The 14,055-nt window shown below is 65.5% G+C and carries 16 protein-coding genes; 10 read left to right on the plus strand and 6 right to left on the minus strand.

Annotated features, from left to right (window positions below):
- Nucleotides 1-304 precede the first annotated feature (304 nt).
- Nucleotides 305-808, plus strand: a complete 504-nt coding sequence (locus tag ATB98_RS14450; RefSeq protein ID WP_066874791.1) for a GNAT family N-acetyltransferase — start codon at nt 305-307, stop codon at nt 806-808.
- 13 nt (nt 809-821) lie between these two features.
- Nucleotides 822-1,418 (plus strand): DJ-1/PfpI family protein, encoded by a 597-nt coding sequence (locus tag ATB98_RS14455; RefSeq protein ID WP_084435473.1) that lies wholly within the window; start codon nt 822-824, stop codon nt 1,416-1,418.
- Here the strand turns inward: ATB98_RS14455 and ATB98_RS14460 are convergent.
- The 3 genes from ATB98_RS14460 to ATB98_RS14470 all read right to left on the minus strand — a co-directional run bounded on the left by ATB98_RS14460 (nt 1,415) and on the right by ATB98_RS14470 (nt 3,697).
- The gene (locus tag ATB98_RS14460) at nt 1,415-2,329 is read right to left on the minus strand and encodes a cytochrome c (protein WP_066874793.1); all 915 of its coding nucleotides are present in this window, start codon (nt 2,327-2,329) and stop codon (nt 1,415-1,417) included. The genes ATB98_RS14455 and ATB98_RS14460 overlap by 4 nt on opposite strands.
- 94 nt (nt 2,330-2,423) lie before the next feature.
- Entirely contained in the window at nt 2,424-2,870 is a 447-nt protein-coding gene (locus tag ATB98_RS14465) for a c-type cytochrome (RefSeq protein WP_066875577.1), read from the minus strand.
- Between the two features lie 191 nt (nt 2,871-3,061).
- On the minus strand, nt 3,062-3,697 hold the full coding sequence (locus ATB98_RS14470; RefSeq protein ID WP_066874795.1) for a LysE family translocator: 636 nt from the start codon (nt 3,695-3,697) through the stop codon (nt 3,062-3,064).
- A gap of 131 nt (nt 3,698-3,828) precedes the next feature.
- On the opposite strand from ATB98_RS14470, the gene ATB98_RS14475 reads away from it, so the two are divergent.
- Entirely contained in the window at nt 3,829-4,542 is a 714-nt protein-coding gene (locus ATB98_RS14475; RefSeq protein ID WP_066874798.1) for a helix-turn-helix transcriptional regulator, read from the plus strand.
- Nucleotides 4,543-4,789: 247 nt separating this feature from the next.
- Here ATB98_RS14475 and ATB98_RS14480 read toward each other — a convergent pair whose 3' ends face one another.
- Nucleotides 4,790-5,392, minus strand: coding sequence for a superoxide dismutase (locus ATB98_RS14480; protein WP_066874799.1), 603 nt, complete (start codon nt 5,390-5,392; stop codon nt 4,790-4,792).
- 245 nt (nt 5,393-5,637) lie between these two features.
- Between ATB98_RS14480 and ATB98_RS14485 the strand changes: the two genes are divergently transcribed.
- A complete protein-coding gene (locus ATB98_RS14485) occupies nt 5,638-6,048 on the plus strand; it encodes a VOC family protein (protein ID WP_066874800.1) in 411 nt (136 codons plus the stop codon).
- A 16-nt stretch (nt 6,049-6,064) separates the two neighbouring features.
- Here the strand turns inward: ATB98_RS14485 and ATB98_RS14490 are convergent, their stop codons facing one another.
- Nucleotides 6,065-6,946, minus strand: coding sequence for a branched-chain amino acid aminotransferase (locus tag ATB98_RS14490; protein WP_066874802.1), 882 nt, complete (start codon nt 6,944-6,946; stop codon nt 6,065-6,067).
- Between the two features lie 144 nt (nt 6,947-7,090).
- Between ATB98_RS14490 and ATB98_RS14495 the strand changes: the two genes are divergently transcribed.
- The 5 genes from ATB98_RS14495 (at nt 7,091) to ATB98_RS14515 (ending at nt 11,626) form a co-directional block, all read left to right on the plus strand.
- Nucleotides 7,091-8,131 carry a zinc-dependent alcohol dehydrogenase family protein gene (locus ATB98_RS14495; RefSeq protein WP_066875578.1) on the plus strand — a complete coding sequence of 347 codons (1,041 nt, stop codon included), beginning with the start codon at nt 7,091-7,093 and terminating at the stop codon, nt 8,129-8,131.
- 426 nt (nt 8,132-8,557) lie between these two features.
- On the plus strand, nt 8,558-9,109 hold the full coding sequence (locus ATB98_RS14500) for a phosphatase (RefSeq protein ID WP_066874803.1): 552 nt from the start codon (nt 8,558-8,560) through the stop codon (nt 9,107-9,109).
- Between the two features lie 149 nt (nt 9,110-9,258).
- Nucleotides 9,259-9,921: a haloacid dehalogenase type II gene (locus ATB98_RS14505; RefSeq protein ID WP_066874805.1), complete on the plus strand. Its 663-nt coding sequence runs from the start codon at nt 9,259-9,261 to the stop codon at nt 9,919-9,921.
- 12 nt (nt 9,922-9,933) lie between these two features.
- Nucleotides 9,934-10,734: a trans-aconitate 2-methyltransferase gene (gene tam, locus ATB98_RS14510; RefSeq protein WP_066874807.1), complete on the plus strand. Its 801-nt coding sequence runs from the start codon at nt 9,934-9,936 to the stop codon at nt 10,732-10,734.
- Nucleotides 10,735-10,795: 61 nt separating this feature from the next.
- Nucleotides 10,796-11,626 carry an aldo/keto reductase gene (locus tag ATB98_RS14515; RefSeq protein ID WP_066874808.1) on the plus strand — a complete coding sequence of 277 codons (831 nt, stop codon included), beginning with the start codon at nt 10,796-10,798 and terminating at the stop codon, nt 11,624-11,626.
- Between the two features lie 54 nt (nt 11,627-11,680).
- On the opposite strand, the gene ATB98_RS14520 is transcribed toward ATB98_RS14515, so the two are convergent.
- Nucleotides 11,681-12,073, minus strand: coding sequence for a hypothetical protein (locus ATB98_RS14520; RefSeq protein ID WP_066874810.1), 393 nt, complete (start codon nt 12,071-12,073; stop codon nt 11,681-11,683).
- Nucleotides 12,074-12,377: 304 nt separating this feature from the next.
- Here ATB98_RS14520 and ATB98_RS14525 point away from each other — a divergent pair, with 304 nt between their 5' ends.
- The gene (locus tag ATB98_RS14525; protein WP_066874816.1) at nt 12,378-13,934 is read left to right on the plus strand and encodes a helicase HerA-like C-terminal domain-containing protein; all 1,557 of its coding nucleotides are present in this window, start codon (nt 12,378-12,380) and stop codon (nt 13,932-13,934) included.
- Nucleotides 13,935-14,055: the final 121 nt, after the last annotated feature.

The following is a 14,055-nucleotide window of genomic DNA, read 5'->3' on the forward strand; positions in this document are numbered from 1 at the left end:
CCTGGCCCTCTCCCCGCACGCGGACCGCACGCGGGGAGAAGGTCGCGGCGGCGGGATGAGCCGCAGCACCGCGCTTGCCGACCGCCCGTTGCGCGACAGCCGGCATCGAGCCGCACAAATCCCCGTTGACAAATGCGGGGAAATCGACAATCTACCCGCATGATCAAGAACGCACCCATTTGCCGCGCGTATTTTTGGCTGTTCCGATAGGAGCGGCCTGCTGATCATATTCAACAAGGCCGCCATCAGGCGGCTTTTGTTTTTCACGGCACCTGATGGCGGTAAGGACCATGAGGAGCCGAGCATGCTGCAGACCATCACCCCCCACCTCCATGCCGTCCCGTCGGTGCGTCCGCCGATGGTGACGATCCGCTGCGCCAAAGCGCGCGACCTTCCAGAACTGCGCGAGATGATCGCCGAGCTCGCCGCCCATCACGGCGACGCCGCGCCGATCACGACCGCTGAGCTCGAGCGGGATCTCTTCGGGCGGATGCCGTGGATCACGGCGCTCGTCGCCGAAGCCGGCGGCGAGCTCATCGGCTACGCGATCCTTGTGCCCCAGTACCGGGCGGCCGAAGGCGCCCGCGGCATGGAGCTGCATCACCTCTTCGTCCGCGCCGCTCATCGCGGCACCGGCATCGGCCGCCATCTCGTCGCCAAGGCGCGCGAACAGGCGAAGATGGCCGGCTGCGAGTACCTTTCCGTCAGCGCCGCCACCGGCAACTTCCAGGCGCATCGCTTCTACGAGTCCGAACGCTTCGTTCCGCGCCCGGTGACCGGGATGCGCTATCTGCAGAAGCTCAGCTGAACGGGAGGACAGGGTGCGTATCGCGATCGTTCTGACCGAAGACTTCGCCGACTGGGAATGCGCGCTGTTGATGGCCACGGCGCGCGCCGACCTCGGCGTCGATCTCATCATGGCCTCCCCCGGCGGCACCGTTGTGACGTCGAGAGGCGGGCTTTGCATCACGCCGCACCTGCCGGCGGAAACGCTTGTCCCGGCGGAGTTCGACGGCCTCGTGCTCTGCGGCGGGCCGATCTGGGAAGCGGCCGCCGCGCCCGATCTTTCCGACGCAATCCGCGCCTTTCATGAGAACGGCCGGGTCGTCGCGGCGATCTGCGGCGCGACGCTTGCCCTTGCTGCCAGCGGTATTCTGGACGCCACCGAGCACACGGCGAACTCGGCCGCAAGCCTTTCGGCGGTCGCCGGCTACCAGGGCCACGGGCGCTACCGCGATCAGCCACGCGCGCTTCGCAGCGGCCGCGTGGTGACAGCCGCCGGCACCGCGCCGGTGAGCTTCGCGGCCGAGGTCCTCGCCGCGCTGGGCTTGGGCTCGAAGGAGCTCGATGCTTATCTCGCGCTCTATGCCGGGGAGCACGCGACCGGCGTGAACGCATGTGAGCCCATGCCGCCCTAACGCGCCGGCAGCGCCTTCAGATAGGCAGCGATCGCTTCGCGGTCGGAGGGCGGAAGCCGCGCCATGTTCTTCTGCACCTCGACCATCAGACCGCCGACGGTGTCGAAATCCGGCGTGAAGCCGGTTTCGAGATAGGAGGCGATGTCGGATGCGCTCCAGCTGCCAATGCTCTTCGACGCCGGGGTGATGTCGGGAATGCGCCCCTGGCCCTCCGGGTTCGGCGCGCCGGCCAGCCACATGCCCGGCTCGAACCCGCCAAGCGTGTTGCGCGGCGTATGGCATTCGCCGCAATGGCCGAGGCCTTCGACGAGATATTGCCCGCGCGCGAGCTTCGCGTCGGCGTTATTGACCGCGACGCGCGGCTCGTCCGTGAGGAACAGCAGTTTCCAGCCGCCGAGCGCCAGGCGGATATTGTAGGGGAAGGACAGGTCGTGCGGCGGCGCCACATTGGCGCTTTTCGGGAGGGTTTGCAGGTATCCCCACAGGTCGTTGACGTCCTTGGCCGTCAACCGGGCATAGGAACCGTAGGGAAACGAGGGGTAGAGATGCTCACCGTCCTTGCCGACGCCGCGCGTGATGGCGTTGCCGAATTCCGCCAGCGTCCAGTCGCCGATGCCGGCGGTCTCGTCCGGCGAGATGTTCGGCGCGTGGAAAGTACCGAACGGGCTCTTCAGCGCCCGGCCGCCGGCGAGCACGAGCCGCTGGTCATCCGGCGCACCCGGAGCGGCATGGCAGCTGGCGCAGCCACCTGCCCAGAAGACCTGTTCGCCATTCGCGAGATCCGGCTCACCGAGCCCCTCCCAGTGCGCCGCATCCCAGGCCCTCGGCTTCGTCAGCCACCAGGCGGCGCCGGCGCCGGCCAGGGCCATGAGGATGACACCGGAGATCAGCTTTCTCGTATGCCGGCCCATCGCTACCCTTCCCCCTCAGACAAGAATGCGCCAGCCGAGCCAGCGCATTTGCATGTACGTTCTCAATAGAAAATTTGGCGGGAGACGGGCCTCGTCAGTCGTTCTTCAGGCGATAGCTCTCATGACAGCTCGCGCAGTCCTTGCCGAGAATACCGAGCGCCGCGCCGACGCCGGCCTGATCCGCAGGCAGTTCGGCGAGGATCTTCTCCGCATCGCCGCCAAGCTTGGCGGCCTTCGCCTTGAAGTCCTCCATGTTTTGCCAGATCTTCGGGCTCGCCTCGGTCTCCATCCCGGTTTCCGAGCCCGGCGGAAAATGATTCGGGAAGATCTTCACGGTCTCGCTGATCGTCGACAGCGATGCCTTGACGATCTCGGCATCATAGGGCTTCTGGCCCTTGGCGATGCCGTTCAGCGCACCGGCGGCCTCCCCGACCTTCTTCATCAACTGCTGGCGCACCGCTTGCGGCTCGCCGGCCGCGGTGACGGCGGTGACGCCCACGCCCGCTATGACGGCAGCAAGCACAAGAACTCTCATCTTCATCATGATCTCCACGTCATTCAAAACCCGCTTCCGCGACACGTCCCTTCGAAGCGCCGGCATGATGGCATTTCGGCTTTTTGACGGAAGTAACATTTTGTTGATGTGCTTGTCATTCCAGCATAATTCGCCCGCAATAGCCGGACGCCGCTGCTTCCGAGTTCAGGTGATTCCACCTGACTGCAAAATGATTTTTAGCGGGCGTTCCAGCCCTGCCATAAGGTGAAGGCCGCGACGACGACCAGCAGGATACCGGCGGCGCGGCCGATCGCGACCGTCGCGCCGGGACTGCCGACGATGAGATCGCGGCCACGGCCTGCGGCAAGCGCAAGGCCGCCATAGACCGCGAGTTGCGTCAGCGCGATCATCAGCGCCATGACTGCCGCCTGCGACCAGACCGGGCCGAACTGTGGCTTCAGGAACTGCGGATAGATGGCCAGCATGAAAAGGTAGGCCTTGGGGTTCATCACGCTCGTCAGTGCTCCCTGGCGAAAGCTTGCCCAGTGCGACAGCCGCCGCCCGCTCTCGACACTGCTGATGGTGATCGAACTGCGGAGGAGCGTCAGGCCGATCCAGGCGATATAGGCGGCGCCGGCGACAAGCAGCAGATCGAAGAGCTGCGGCACGAGATGCAGGACGACGCTGACGCCGAGGGCGCCATAGAGCGTGTGCAGCAGTCCGCCCGCCATGATCCCCGCCGTCGCCGAAAGGCCGGAGCTACGCCCGCCGGTCAGCGCATTGGCGAGAACGAAGACCATGTCCATGCCGGGGACGATGATGATGCCGAAGAGAAGGGTGAAGAAGAGCCAGAGGTTTTCCGCGTAGGTCATGTCAGTTGCTCATTGGTTTCGGATAAGGTGCGAAAACCGGATTGCTGATTTTTCAATCCGTTGGCACATGCTATATCGCTGTCCAACTGACAGGGTCTTGTCAGGAGCATTCGGGCGGTGGAGGTCCTGCCATGCGCAAGGCATCGCGGCTTTTCGAGATCATCCAGATATTGCGGCTTGCCGGAAAGCCGGTGACCGCGGCCGAGATCGCCGAGGCTCTGGAGGTGACGCCGCGCTCGATCTATCGCGACATTGCCGCGTTGCAGGGGATGCGCGTGCCGATCGAGGGCGAACGCGGCATCGGCTATATCCTGCGGCCCGGCTTCGACCTGCCGCCGCTGATGTTCTCGATCGAGGAGACGGAGGCGATCGTGCTGGCGCTGGCCCTGCTCGCCCGAACCGGCGACGAGGAACTGAAGGCGGCGGCACGCCGCGTCAGCCAGAAGATCACCGGCGCCGTGCCGGAGCCCTTGCGCAAGACATTCCGCTCACAGGCGCTGCATGCCTGGGGCACGGTCGCCACACCGCCGCCGGCCGCCGATCTCGCCATGATCCGCCGCGCGATCCGCGACGAGCAGAAACTCGCGCTCGACTATCGCGACGAACTCGGACGGGCGACGGAACGCACGGTCAGGCCGCTGGCACTGATCTATTATTCCGAACACGCGATGATGGTCGCCTGGTGCGAGTTGCGCCAGGACATCCGCAACTTTCGCGCCGACCGGGTGGAACATTGCGAGCCGCTCGGCGCCCATTTCCGCGGCGAAGGCAACCGGCTGCGGCAATTGTGGATTGCCGGGTGGAAGACGAACAGCGTCGAGCCTTTGGAGATGGGAGAGGTTTAAAATATCCGCCCCTCAACCGGCCTGCCGGCCACCTTCTCCCCGCAGGCGGGGCAAAGGGGACTCGCGGCGCCGCCCCGGTCCCTCTCCCCGTTCTTCCGCGTTCTTCCGGGGAGAGGGTTAGGGTGAGGGGCAATCCACCGACCTCCCCGCAAAGCACAACGCCAGCCATCAACTCAGTTACGAGCCTGCAAGCAAAAAGGCCCGGCGCAAGAGCCGAGCCTTCCTTCTGCAGCGAATGAAATCGCGTTTACTTCGTGGCCGTTTCGTAGAGTTCGAGCACGTAGTCCCAGTTGATGAGATTGTCGACGAAGGCTTCGAGGTACTTCGGGCGGGCGTTGCGGTAGTCGATGTAGTAGGAGTGTTCCCAGACGTCGACGCCGAGGATCGGCGTTGCGCCGTGGACGAGCGGGTTCTCGCCGTTCGGGGTCTTCGAGATTTCGAGCTTGCCGTTCTTCACCGAAAGCCATGCCCAGCCGGAACCGAACTGCGCGGTGCCGGCGGCGATGAAGTCGGCGCGGAACTTGTCGTATCCGCCGAGGTCCGACTTGATCGCGGCGTCGAGCCTGCCCGGCAGGCCGGTGCCGCCGCCGCCCTTCTTCATCCACTTCCAGAAGTGGACGTGGTTGTAGTGCTGGCCGGCATTGTTGAACAGCGGCTGATTGGTGCCGTAGGATTTCTTGACGATTTCCTCGAGCGAAAGGTTGGAAAGTCCGGCGTCTTCGGCGAGCTTGTTGCCGTTGGTCACATAGGCGAGGTGATGCTTGTCATGATGATATTCGAGCGTTTCGCGCGACATGTAGGGCGCGAGCGCGTCGTAGTCATAGGGAAGGTTCGGCAATTCAAAAGCCATTGTGGCATCTCCTCTTGCATGGATCTCGTGACGGAAATCTGTGAGCGGGAACATAGGCATCGCCTTGTCGCGAAGCAACCGATGCGGTGCCAAAATTTCCCTGACGCACGCAAAATACTTTCATCGCACGAGCGCCGTCGGCGAGGGTCCCGCCGAGTGGCGCAGCGCAACTTTCTTCGCCTCTCTTCGTTTATACCCTGCCAACGACGCCTCTGCCGTCACGGGCCCCGGATTGGAGACAGGCAATGGAGTTCCATCAGGGAAGGCTCATCGACCACGTGCATCTGCGCGTCAGGGATCTCGCCGCCAGCAGGCGCTTCTACAAGGCGGTGCTCGGCGCCCTCGGCCACCGCCCCACCTATGAGACCGACAAGCTCTTCGCCTTCGACGAATTCTTCGTCGACGCGGCGGATGACTACCGCACCCGCGTCCATCTGGCCTTCCAGGCGACCGGCCCGGACGCGGTGCATCGCTTCCACGACGCGGGCCTCGCCAATGGCGGCACCGATAACGGCGCGCCCGGCGAGCGCAGCTACCATCCGGGCTATTACGCCGCCTTCCTGCTTGATCCGGACGGCAACAATGTCGAGGCCGTCTATCACGGCCCGAGCACCCGTTCGGCACCCGACGTCGTCGTGCGCCCGATCGAGAGTTGAGCCCGGCGCGAAAGCCTCACAGGTCGCCGCTCGAATGCGCCCAGTCCATGTAGAGGTCGCGGGCCTTGGCGGTGATCGGGCCGGCCTCGAGGTTGCGTTCGTCGAGCCGGATCACCGGCAGCACCTTGGAGTAGTTGCCGGTGGTGAAGATCTCGTCGGCCGCCTCGAAGTCGGCCATGGTCAGCGTCGCTTCGATCACCTCGAAGCCGGCCTCGCGCAGGAGGCCGGTGACGCGCGCGCGGGTGATGCCGGCAAGGAAGGTCTTGTTCGCGGCCGGCGTGAAGACGACGCCGGCCTTCACCATGAAGATGTTGGAGGAGCCGGTCTCGGCGATGTTGCCGAGCATGTCGCGCACCAGCGCGTTGTCGAAGCCGCGCGAGCGCGCCTCCTGGAGAATGCGGGCGTTGTTGGGATAGAGGCAGCCGGCCTTGGCGTCCGTCGGCATGCATTCGATCGTCGGCCGGCGGAAGGGCGAGAGCGTCAGCGACGAGCCGGCATGGCCGTTGTTCATCGGCGCCTCGAACAGGCAGAGGGCGAAACGGGTCGATTCCGGGTCGACCGCGACGACGCTCCAGGAGCCGTGCTCGCCCCAATACATCGGCTTCACGTAGATCGCCGTCCTGCCGTCGAACTTCTTCACCCCTTCCCAGGTCAGCGCCTCGATCTCCTCGGCCGCCATCGTCGGCTTGAGGCCGAGCGCTTCCGCCGAACGGTTGACGCGCTGGCAGTGGAGATCGAGATCGGGCGCGATGCCGTCGAACCAGCGGGCGCCGTCGAACACGGTCGAGCCGAGCCACATCGCATGCGACGTCGGGCCGATCAGCGGCGGGTTGCCGGAGAGCCATTCGCCATCGACATAGGTCCAGGTGGTGGAGCGGGGGGATGTATCGACGGCCATCGGCGTCTCCTTCTCGTCTCGTCACGCGCCGTCCCGGTGTAGCGGGAAAAAGCAGCACTGGGGTGAATGGGTCCATCAAAAATTGTCATGAAGGCGATTCTGGAGCAGCGTGATAGGCCACGCCAGAACGACAAGGGGATACCGATGAGAGCGATGTATTACGACGCCTTCGAAAAGACGCCGGAGGTGCGGACGTTGCCCGATCCGACGCCTACGGAGAACGGCGTCGTCATCAAGGTCGAGGCGACCGGGCTCTGCCGCAGCGACTGGCACGGCTGGATGGGGCATGACCCGGACATCCGCCTGCCGCATGTACCGGGCCACGAACTCGCGGGTACCATCGCCGCGGCCGGACGCGGCGTCGTGCGCTTCAAGGTCGGCGACCGGGTGACCGTGCCCTTCGTTTCCGGCTGCGGACGCTGCAACGAATGCCGCTCCGGCAACCAACAGGTCTGCGAGGCGCAGTTCCAGCCGGGCTTCACCCATTGGGGTTCCTTCGCCGAATATGTGGCGATCGACTTCGCCGACCAGAACCTCGTGCACCTGCCGGAAAGCATGGATTTCGCGACGGCCGCGAGCCTCGGCTGCCGCTTCGCCACCTCCTTCCGCGCGATCGCCGACCAGGCCCGCGTGGAAGGCGGCGAATGGGTGGCGGTGCACGGCTGCGGCGGCGTCGGGCTTTCGGCGATCATGATCGCCGCGGCGCTCGGCGCCAAGCCGATCGCGATCGACATCTCCGCGGAAAAGCTTGCCTTCGCCCGGAGCCTCGGCGCCGTCGCCGCGATCAACGGGCGCGACACCGACGACGTCGCCGGCGCCGTCAGGGAGATCACGCAAGGCGGCGCGCATGTCTCGATCGACGCGCTCGGCTCGCCCGTCACCTGCTTCAACTCGATCCGGAACCTGCGCCGCCGCGGCCGTCACGTCCAGGTCGGGCTGATGCTCGGCGAGCACGCCACGCCCCAGATCCCGATGGCGCAGGTGATCGGCCATGAGCTCGAAATCTACGGCAGCCACGGCATGCAGGCCTGGCGCTACGACGCGATGCTGTCGATGATCGCCGCCGGCAAGCTCGAGCCGAGAAAGCTCATCGGCCGGGAGATTTCGCTGGACGAGGCCGTGCCGGCGCTTGTGGCGATGGACCGCGCGACCGACCTCGGGATAAGCGTGATCACGCGGTTCTGAGGTGGCGACAGGGCGGCTCGGAAGGCCTCTAAAAAAGACCCCTCCCCAACCCCTCCCCACAGGTGGGAGGGGCTTAACCTGCCGCGCCGCTACTGCCTCGCTTGGTCGTAGCGGCAGGCTTCGAGCTTGGTGAATGGCAGTCGGGCGCAGCGGCGCCAAAGCCCCTCCCCCTTGTGGGGAGGGGTTGGGGAGGGGTCTTGCATGCGGATCGGAAGGGGTATTGCCGCCCGGATCACGCCGCACGGCGCCAGGTGAAGACGCTGCCCTCATCCGCCCGCCGGCACCCTCTCCCCGTCAGAACGGGGAGAGGACCAGGGTGAGGGGCAAACCCGAGGAGAGCGGCAATTCTCCAGTCACCCGGGATTCCGATCGTTCCCTCGCGCTGGTATCCTGACCGTGACCAAGGCGAATCAGGGAGGTCCCGTCATGGCGCTTGCGGCCCAGGCCACGGAAAGCGAACTCTACCCGCCCGTTCTCGGCGCCAATCCGGCCCATCCGGGCGGCTGGCCGGTGCGCGTGATCGTGAGCTCGCAGACCGAGGCGCGGCACAATCGCGCCGTCTGGGCGCCGACGCATCTCATTTCCATCCGCGCGCCGGCGACACGGCTGCTGTCGATGATCGAGCTGCCGCCCGAGCGGCATCTGGAACTCTTTTTCGGTGACGCCACCGACCCGGATGCGCCGGACGCGGCGCGTGCCGAGGCGGTCGAGGCGACGTTCGCCTTCATCGACCGGCTGCCCGCGGATGCGCATCTGCTGATCCATTGTCTCCGGGGAATCGGCCGGTCGACGGCGCTGACGCTCGGCGTGCTGGCGCGCTATATGTCCCCGGAACAGGCAGCGGCCGCCCTGCACGCGCTCCGGCCCGAGGCCAAGCCGAACCGGCACGTGGTGAACCTCTGCGACACGGTGCTCGGCCTCAAGGGCAAGCTCGCCAAACAGGCGCTGCGCTTCCCGGCAAAGGTCTGGAAAGGCTGAACGAGGCAGGATGACGAGAGGCATTGTGCAGCGCACAAAGTTTTGACATGATCCGCTAAAAAGAATGGAGAAAAGCGACACGTATCGTCGCAACAGCCATCGTCCGGCGCGCTGTTCCACCGCCGGCGGCGGAAAGACGGGAGAGTTCGATGTCCTACGCGGCCTATGTGTTCGACGCCTACGGCACGCTTTTCGACGTGCATGCGGCCGTGCGCCGGCATGCGGAAGCGATCGGGCCGGACGGCCAGGCCTTTTCGGAGCTCTGGCGCGCCAAGCAGCTCGAATATTCCTGGGTGCGCTCGCTGATGGGCGCCTATGCGGATTTCTGGCAATTGACCGAGCAGGCGCTCGACTACGCGTTCGAGCGCTTTCCCTCGGCGGATCCGAAACTCAAGAAGCCGCTGCTCGACGCCTACTGGAAGCTCGACTGCTACCCGGAAGTGCCCGCCGTGCTCAGGGGCCTGAAGGAGCGCGGTGCCCGCATCGCCATCCTCTCCAACGGCTCGCCGGCGATGCTCGCCTCGGCGGTCAAGAATGCCGCGCTCGACATCATCATCGATGACGTTTTCTCGGTCGATACGGTCAGGACGTTCAAGACGGCACCCGCCGTCTATGATCTGGTGACGACCACCTACCGGCTCTATCCGCGCGCGGTCTCGTTCCAGTCGTCGAACCGCTGGGATATTGCCGGCGCGACGCGATTCGGCTTCCGTACGGTCTGGATCAACCGCGCCGACATGCCGGACGAGTACAAGGATCATGGGCCGTCGCTCATTCTCCCCTCGCTCGAAAGCCTGCAGTTCGGCATATGAAGGAGCACGCCGATGTCCTGGTCGGCAGCGCAGTACGTCAAGTTCGAGGATGAACGTACGCGCCCGGCGCGCGATCTCCTGGCCCAGGTGCCCGAGCTGCCGGACGGGCCCGCCTTCGACTTGGGCTGCGGCCCGGCCAATTCGACGGAACTGATCCTCGCGCGATTTCCGGACAACCCGCTGACGGGGATCGACAGCGACAAGGACATGCTGTCGGCGGCGCGCAAGCGGCTGCCGCATGTGCACTTCGAGAAGGCCGACCTCGGAAGCTGGGCGCCGCCGGCGGGGGCCGCGCTCTTCTTCGCCAACGCCGTCTTCCAATGGCTGCCGAAGCACATCGACGTTCTCGAGCGGCTCATGAACGCGCTCGCGCCCGGGGGAACGCTTGCGGTGCAGATGCCCGACAACCTTGACGAGCCGATCCACCGGCTGATGCAGGAAACGGCCGAAGAGCGGGCATTCGCCGAGACGTTCGCCGGCCGGGCGTTCCCGCGGGCGCCGCTTCCCGCGCCGAAGATCTATGTCGAGCGGCTCGCCGCGAAAGCGGCGCGCATCGACGTCTGGCACACGGCCTATTACCACCAGCTCGCCAGCGCCAATGCCATCGTCGAATGGGTGAAGGGCACGGGCTTGCGCCCCTATCTCGACGCGCTGCCGAGCGAACGGCGGGCAGAGTACCTTGCCGCCTATGCCGAAAAGATCCGCAAGGCCTACCCGGCGATGGCGCATGGCCGCGTGCTGCTGCGCTTTCCCCGGCTGTTCATCGTCGCGACGAGAACGGTCGATTCCCGTGCGTCCAGCCCGCCGGCTTGAAGCCTCGCCCGACCGCGACAAGTATAAGGGGTCTTCCCCTCCGTCCGATCGAGGAACCCCCATGCACGCAGTCAGTTCCAACGGCGCCAATATTCCCGCTCTCGGCTTCGGCACCTTCCGAATGTCCGCAGCCGAAGTGCTGCGCATCCTGCCCGAGGCCCTGAGACTGGGCTTTCGCCATGTGGATACGGCCCAGGCCTACGGCAACGAGGCCGAGGTGGGCGAGGCCATCCACGCGTCCGGCATCCCGCGCGCGGACATCTTCGTGACGACGAAGGTCTGGGTCGACAAGTATCGCCACGACGCCTTCATCGCCTCGGTCGACGAGAGCCTCAAGAAGCTCAGGACCGACCATGTCGATCTGTTGCTCCTGCACTGGCCGGGCGGCAGCGACGTGCCGATGGCCGAGCGCATCGGGACGCTCAACGAGGTCAGGAAGGCCGGCAAGGTGCGCCACATCGGCATCAGCAACTTCAACACCGCGCAGATGGAAGAGGCGACACGCCTGAGCGAGGCGCCGATCGCGACCAACCAGGTGGAATATCATCCCTATCTCGATCAGACGAAGCTGCTGCAGACGGCGCGCCGGCTCGGCATGTCGCTCACCGCCTATTATGCCATGGCCAACGGCAAGGTGCCCGCCGATCCGCTGCTTGCCGACATCGGCGCCCGCCACGGCAAGACGGCGGCGCAGGTGGCGCTGCGCTGGCTGGTGCAGCAGCCGGACGTGGTGGTGCTCTCAAAGACCGCGACGCAGGCGCGACTGAAGGAGAATTTTTCGATCTTCGACTTCGCCCTGACGCGCGAAGAGATGGCGGCCATCCGCCAGCTTGCGCGCCCGGACGGCCGGATCGTCAACCCTGCAGGCCTGGCGCCGGAGTGGGATGTTTGAGAGAGCGCGAAAGTCACCCCCTCCGGCCGGCAGGCCAGCGGGGGTTCTCGCGGTTCAGACGAACTGGCTGAGGCCCGGGACGGAGGCGACCACCTCGTCGACCACCTCGTCGCCGGCCTTTTCCTTGGCGAAGGCGATCGTCTCCCTGGCAAGCGCGGTGATCTCGCCCATGCCGAGGCCCTGGCTCATCAGCTGCTGGCCGAGCGCCATGACGCCGCCGCCGCCGATCGCCGACATCAGCCCGCCGAGCAGCCCGCCGCCATTGCTGCCTTCGCCATTGTACTGGGCGACCAGTTCCGACGCGCCGGGAATCGCCTCGATCATCCTGGCGACCGGGCCTTCCGCCGCTTCACGCTGCAGGAAACCGAGGATCATCCCCACCGCCTTCTCGGCCGTGGCGGCCTCGATGCCGACATTTTCCGCCACGCGCGTGACCAGTTCACTCATGGAAATCTCCTCGCTTGATTTTTGACGTTGACGTCAAGGTAAATGATCGATTCCGAAATGACAAGGGCGCCCGGCATGGATGGCGACACCCTCGCCTCATCGTTTTGCCCCGCCCGTGCCGCCATCGTTTCACGGCGCCCGGCCGCTGGCAATCCGGGCCTTTCCCGATCGCCTGCGATGTTGCCCGGTGCAGGCGCACGGCCTATAACAGATGCCGACGATATTTCGATGACCGCATGCGTGCGACATGCGGGAAATGCCCGCTTTCATTAAGAAAAATCGATAGGACGGAGACGAAGCCCCCATGCTGCAACAAGGCAAGCTCTATATCGGGACCAGCCGCAAGCCGGACGATTCGATCAACAAGGGCGAATATCTGGAACTCAAGTTCGGCAACCGCCACGGGCTGATCACCGGCGCCACCGGCACCGGCAAGACCGTGACCCTGCAGATCCTTGCCGAAGGATTCTCGAATGCCGGCGTTCCGGTCTTCTGCGCCGATGTGAAGGGCGACCTTTCGGGCATCGGCGCGATGGGCGATCCCAAGGATTTCCTTGTCAAGCGGGCCGAGCAGATCGGCCTTCAGCCCTACGACTTCCAGGAATTCCCGGTGATCTTCTGGGATCTCTATGGCGAGAAGGGGCACCGGGTCCGCACCACCGTCTCGGAGATGGGGCCGCTCCTCCTGTCGCGGCTGATGAACGCCAGCGACGCGCAGGAAGGCGTGTTGAACATCGCCTTCAAGATCGCCGACGAGGGCGGCCTGCCGCTGCTCGACCTCAAGGACCTGCAGGCGCTGCTCAACTACATGGGCGAGAATGCGAGCGAGCTTTCCAACCAGTTCGGCTTCATCTCCAAGTCCTCCGTCGGGTCGATCCAGCGTGAGCTGTTGATCCTGGAGCAGCAGGGGGCGGAGAATTTCTTCGGCGAGCCGGCGCTGAAGATCACCGACATCATGCGCACCACCAATGACGGGCGCGGCGCGATCTCGGTGCTTGCCGCCGACAAGCTGATGATGAACCCGCGCCTCTACGCCACCTTCCTGCTCTGGCTCCTGTCGGAGCTTTTCGAGGAACTGCCGGAGGTCGGCGATCCGGACAAGCCGAAGCTGGTGTTCTTCTTCGACGAGGCGCATCTGCTCTTCAACGACGCGCCGAAGGTGCTTGTCGAGCGCGTCGAGCAGGTCGTCCGCCTGATCCGCTCGAAGGGCGTCGGCGTCTATTTCGTCACCCAGAACCCGCTCGATGTGCCGGAAACCGTGCTCGCCCAGCTCGGCAACCGGGTCCAGCATGCGCTGCGCGCCTATTCGCCGCGCGAGCAGAAGGCGGTCAGGACCGCGGCCGACACGTTCCGGCCCAACCCGGATTTCGATTGCGCCGCGGTGATCACCAATCTCGGCACCGGCGAGGCGCTGGTCTCGACGCTCGAAGGCAAGGGCTCGCCGTCGATGGTCGAGCGAACGCTGATCCGCCCGCCGGCCTCGCGCCTCGGCCCGCTGACGGAGGCGGAACGGCAGAACATCATCAACGTCAGCCCGGTACGCGGCCTCTACGACGAGGATTTCGACCGGGAATCGGCCTACGAGATCCTCAGCAAACGCGCGGCCCAGGCGGCCGCACAGGCGGAAGCCAAGGAGGCGGAGGAGCAGGCAGGCGAAGAGACCTCCGGCCGGAGCCGCTGGACCCTCCCCGGCTTCGGCGACGATGCGGAGGAAACGTCGGGCAAACAGGCGCGGCCGCGTTCTTCCGGGTATCAGCGGGAAACGATCATGGAAGCGGCGATGAAGTCCGTCGCCCGCACGGTTGCGACCCAGGTGGGACGCGCTTTGGTGCGCGGCATTCTCGGCAGCCTGAGGCGGTAGCCCCGGCAGCAAAGCGCTGCCGCCCTATCCCCGCGCCTGATCCGATCCGCGGCTCTGGAGGCCGGCTTGCGCCAGCGCCTGCCGCGGATTAAGGAGGCCTGGAGCATTTGCAGTCAGGTGG

This window comes from Sinorhizobium saheli, assembly GCF_001651875.1.
GTDB classification, from domain to species: domain Bacteria; phylum Pseudomonadota; class Alphaproteobacteria; order Rhizobiales; family Rhizobiaceae; genus Sinorhizobium; species Sinorhizobium saheli.

Coding starts and splice junctions, on each gene's coding strand:
- ATB98_RS14450 (WP_066874791.1), top strand. CDS start 305: ATGCTGCAGACCATCACCCCCCACCTCCATGCCGTCCCGTCGGTGCGT.
- ATB98_RS14460 (WP_066874793.1), bottom strand. CDS start 2,329: ATGGGCCGGCATACGAGAAAGCTGATCTCCGGTGTCATCCTCATGGCC.
- ATB98_RS14465 (WP_066875577.1), bottom strand. CDS start 2,870: ATGAAGATGAGAGTTCTTGTGCTTGCTGCCGTCATAGCGGGCGTGGGC.
- ATB98_RS14470 (WP_066874795.1), bottom strand. CDS start 3,697: ATGACCTACGCGGAAAACCTCTGGCTCTTCTTCACCCTTCTCTTCGGC.
- ATB98_RS14475 (WP_066874798.1), top strand. CDS start 3,829: ATGCGCAAGGCATCGCGGCTTTTCGAGATCATCCAGATATTGCGGCTT.
- ATB98_RS14480 (WP_066874799.1), bottom strand. CDS start 5,392: ATGGCTTTTGAATTGCCGAACCTTCCCTATGACTACGACGCGCTCGCG.
- ATB98_RS14485 (WP_066874800.1), top strand. CDS start 5,638: ATGGAGTTCCATCAGGGAAGGCTCATCGACCACGTGCATCTGCGCGTC.
- ATB98_RS14490 (WP_066874802.1), bottom strand. CDS start 6,946: ATGGCCGTCGATACATCCCCCCGCTCCACCACCTGGACCTATGTCGAT.
- ATB98_RS14495 (WP_066875578.1), top strand. CDS start 7,091: ATGAGAGCGATGTATTACGACGCCTTCGAAAAGACGCCGGAGGTGCGG.
- ATB98_RS14500 (WP_066874803.1), top strand. CDS start 8,558: ATGGCGCTTGCGGCCCAGGCCACGGAAAGCGAACTCTACCCGCCCGTT.
- ATB98_RS14505 (WP_066874805.1), top strand. CDS start 9,259: ATGTCCTACGCGGCCTATGTGTTCGACGCCTACGGCACGCTTTTCGAC.
- tam (WP_066874807.1), top strand. CDS start 9,934: ATGTCCTGGTCGGCAGCGCAGTACGTCAAGTTCGAGGATGAACGTACG.
- ATB98_RS14515 (WP_066874808.1), top strand. CDS start 10,796: ATGCACGCAGTCAGTTCCAACGGCGCCAATATTCCCGCTCTCGGCTTC.
- ATB98_RS14520 (WP_066874810.1), bottom strand. CDS start 12,073: ATGAGTGAACTGGTCACGCGCGTGGCGGAAAATGTCGGCATCGAGGCC.
- ATB98_RS14525 (WP_066874816.1), top strand. CDS start 12,378: ATGCTGCAACAAGGCAAGCTCTATATCGGGACCAGCCGCAAGCCGGAC.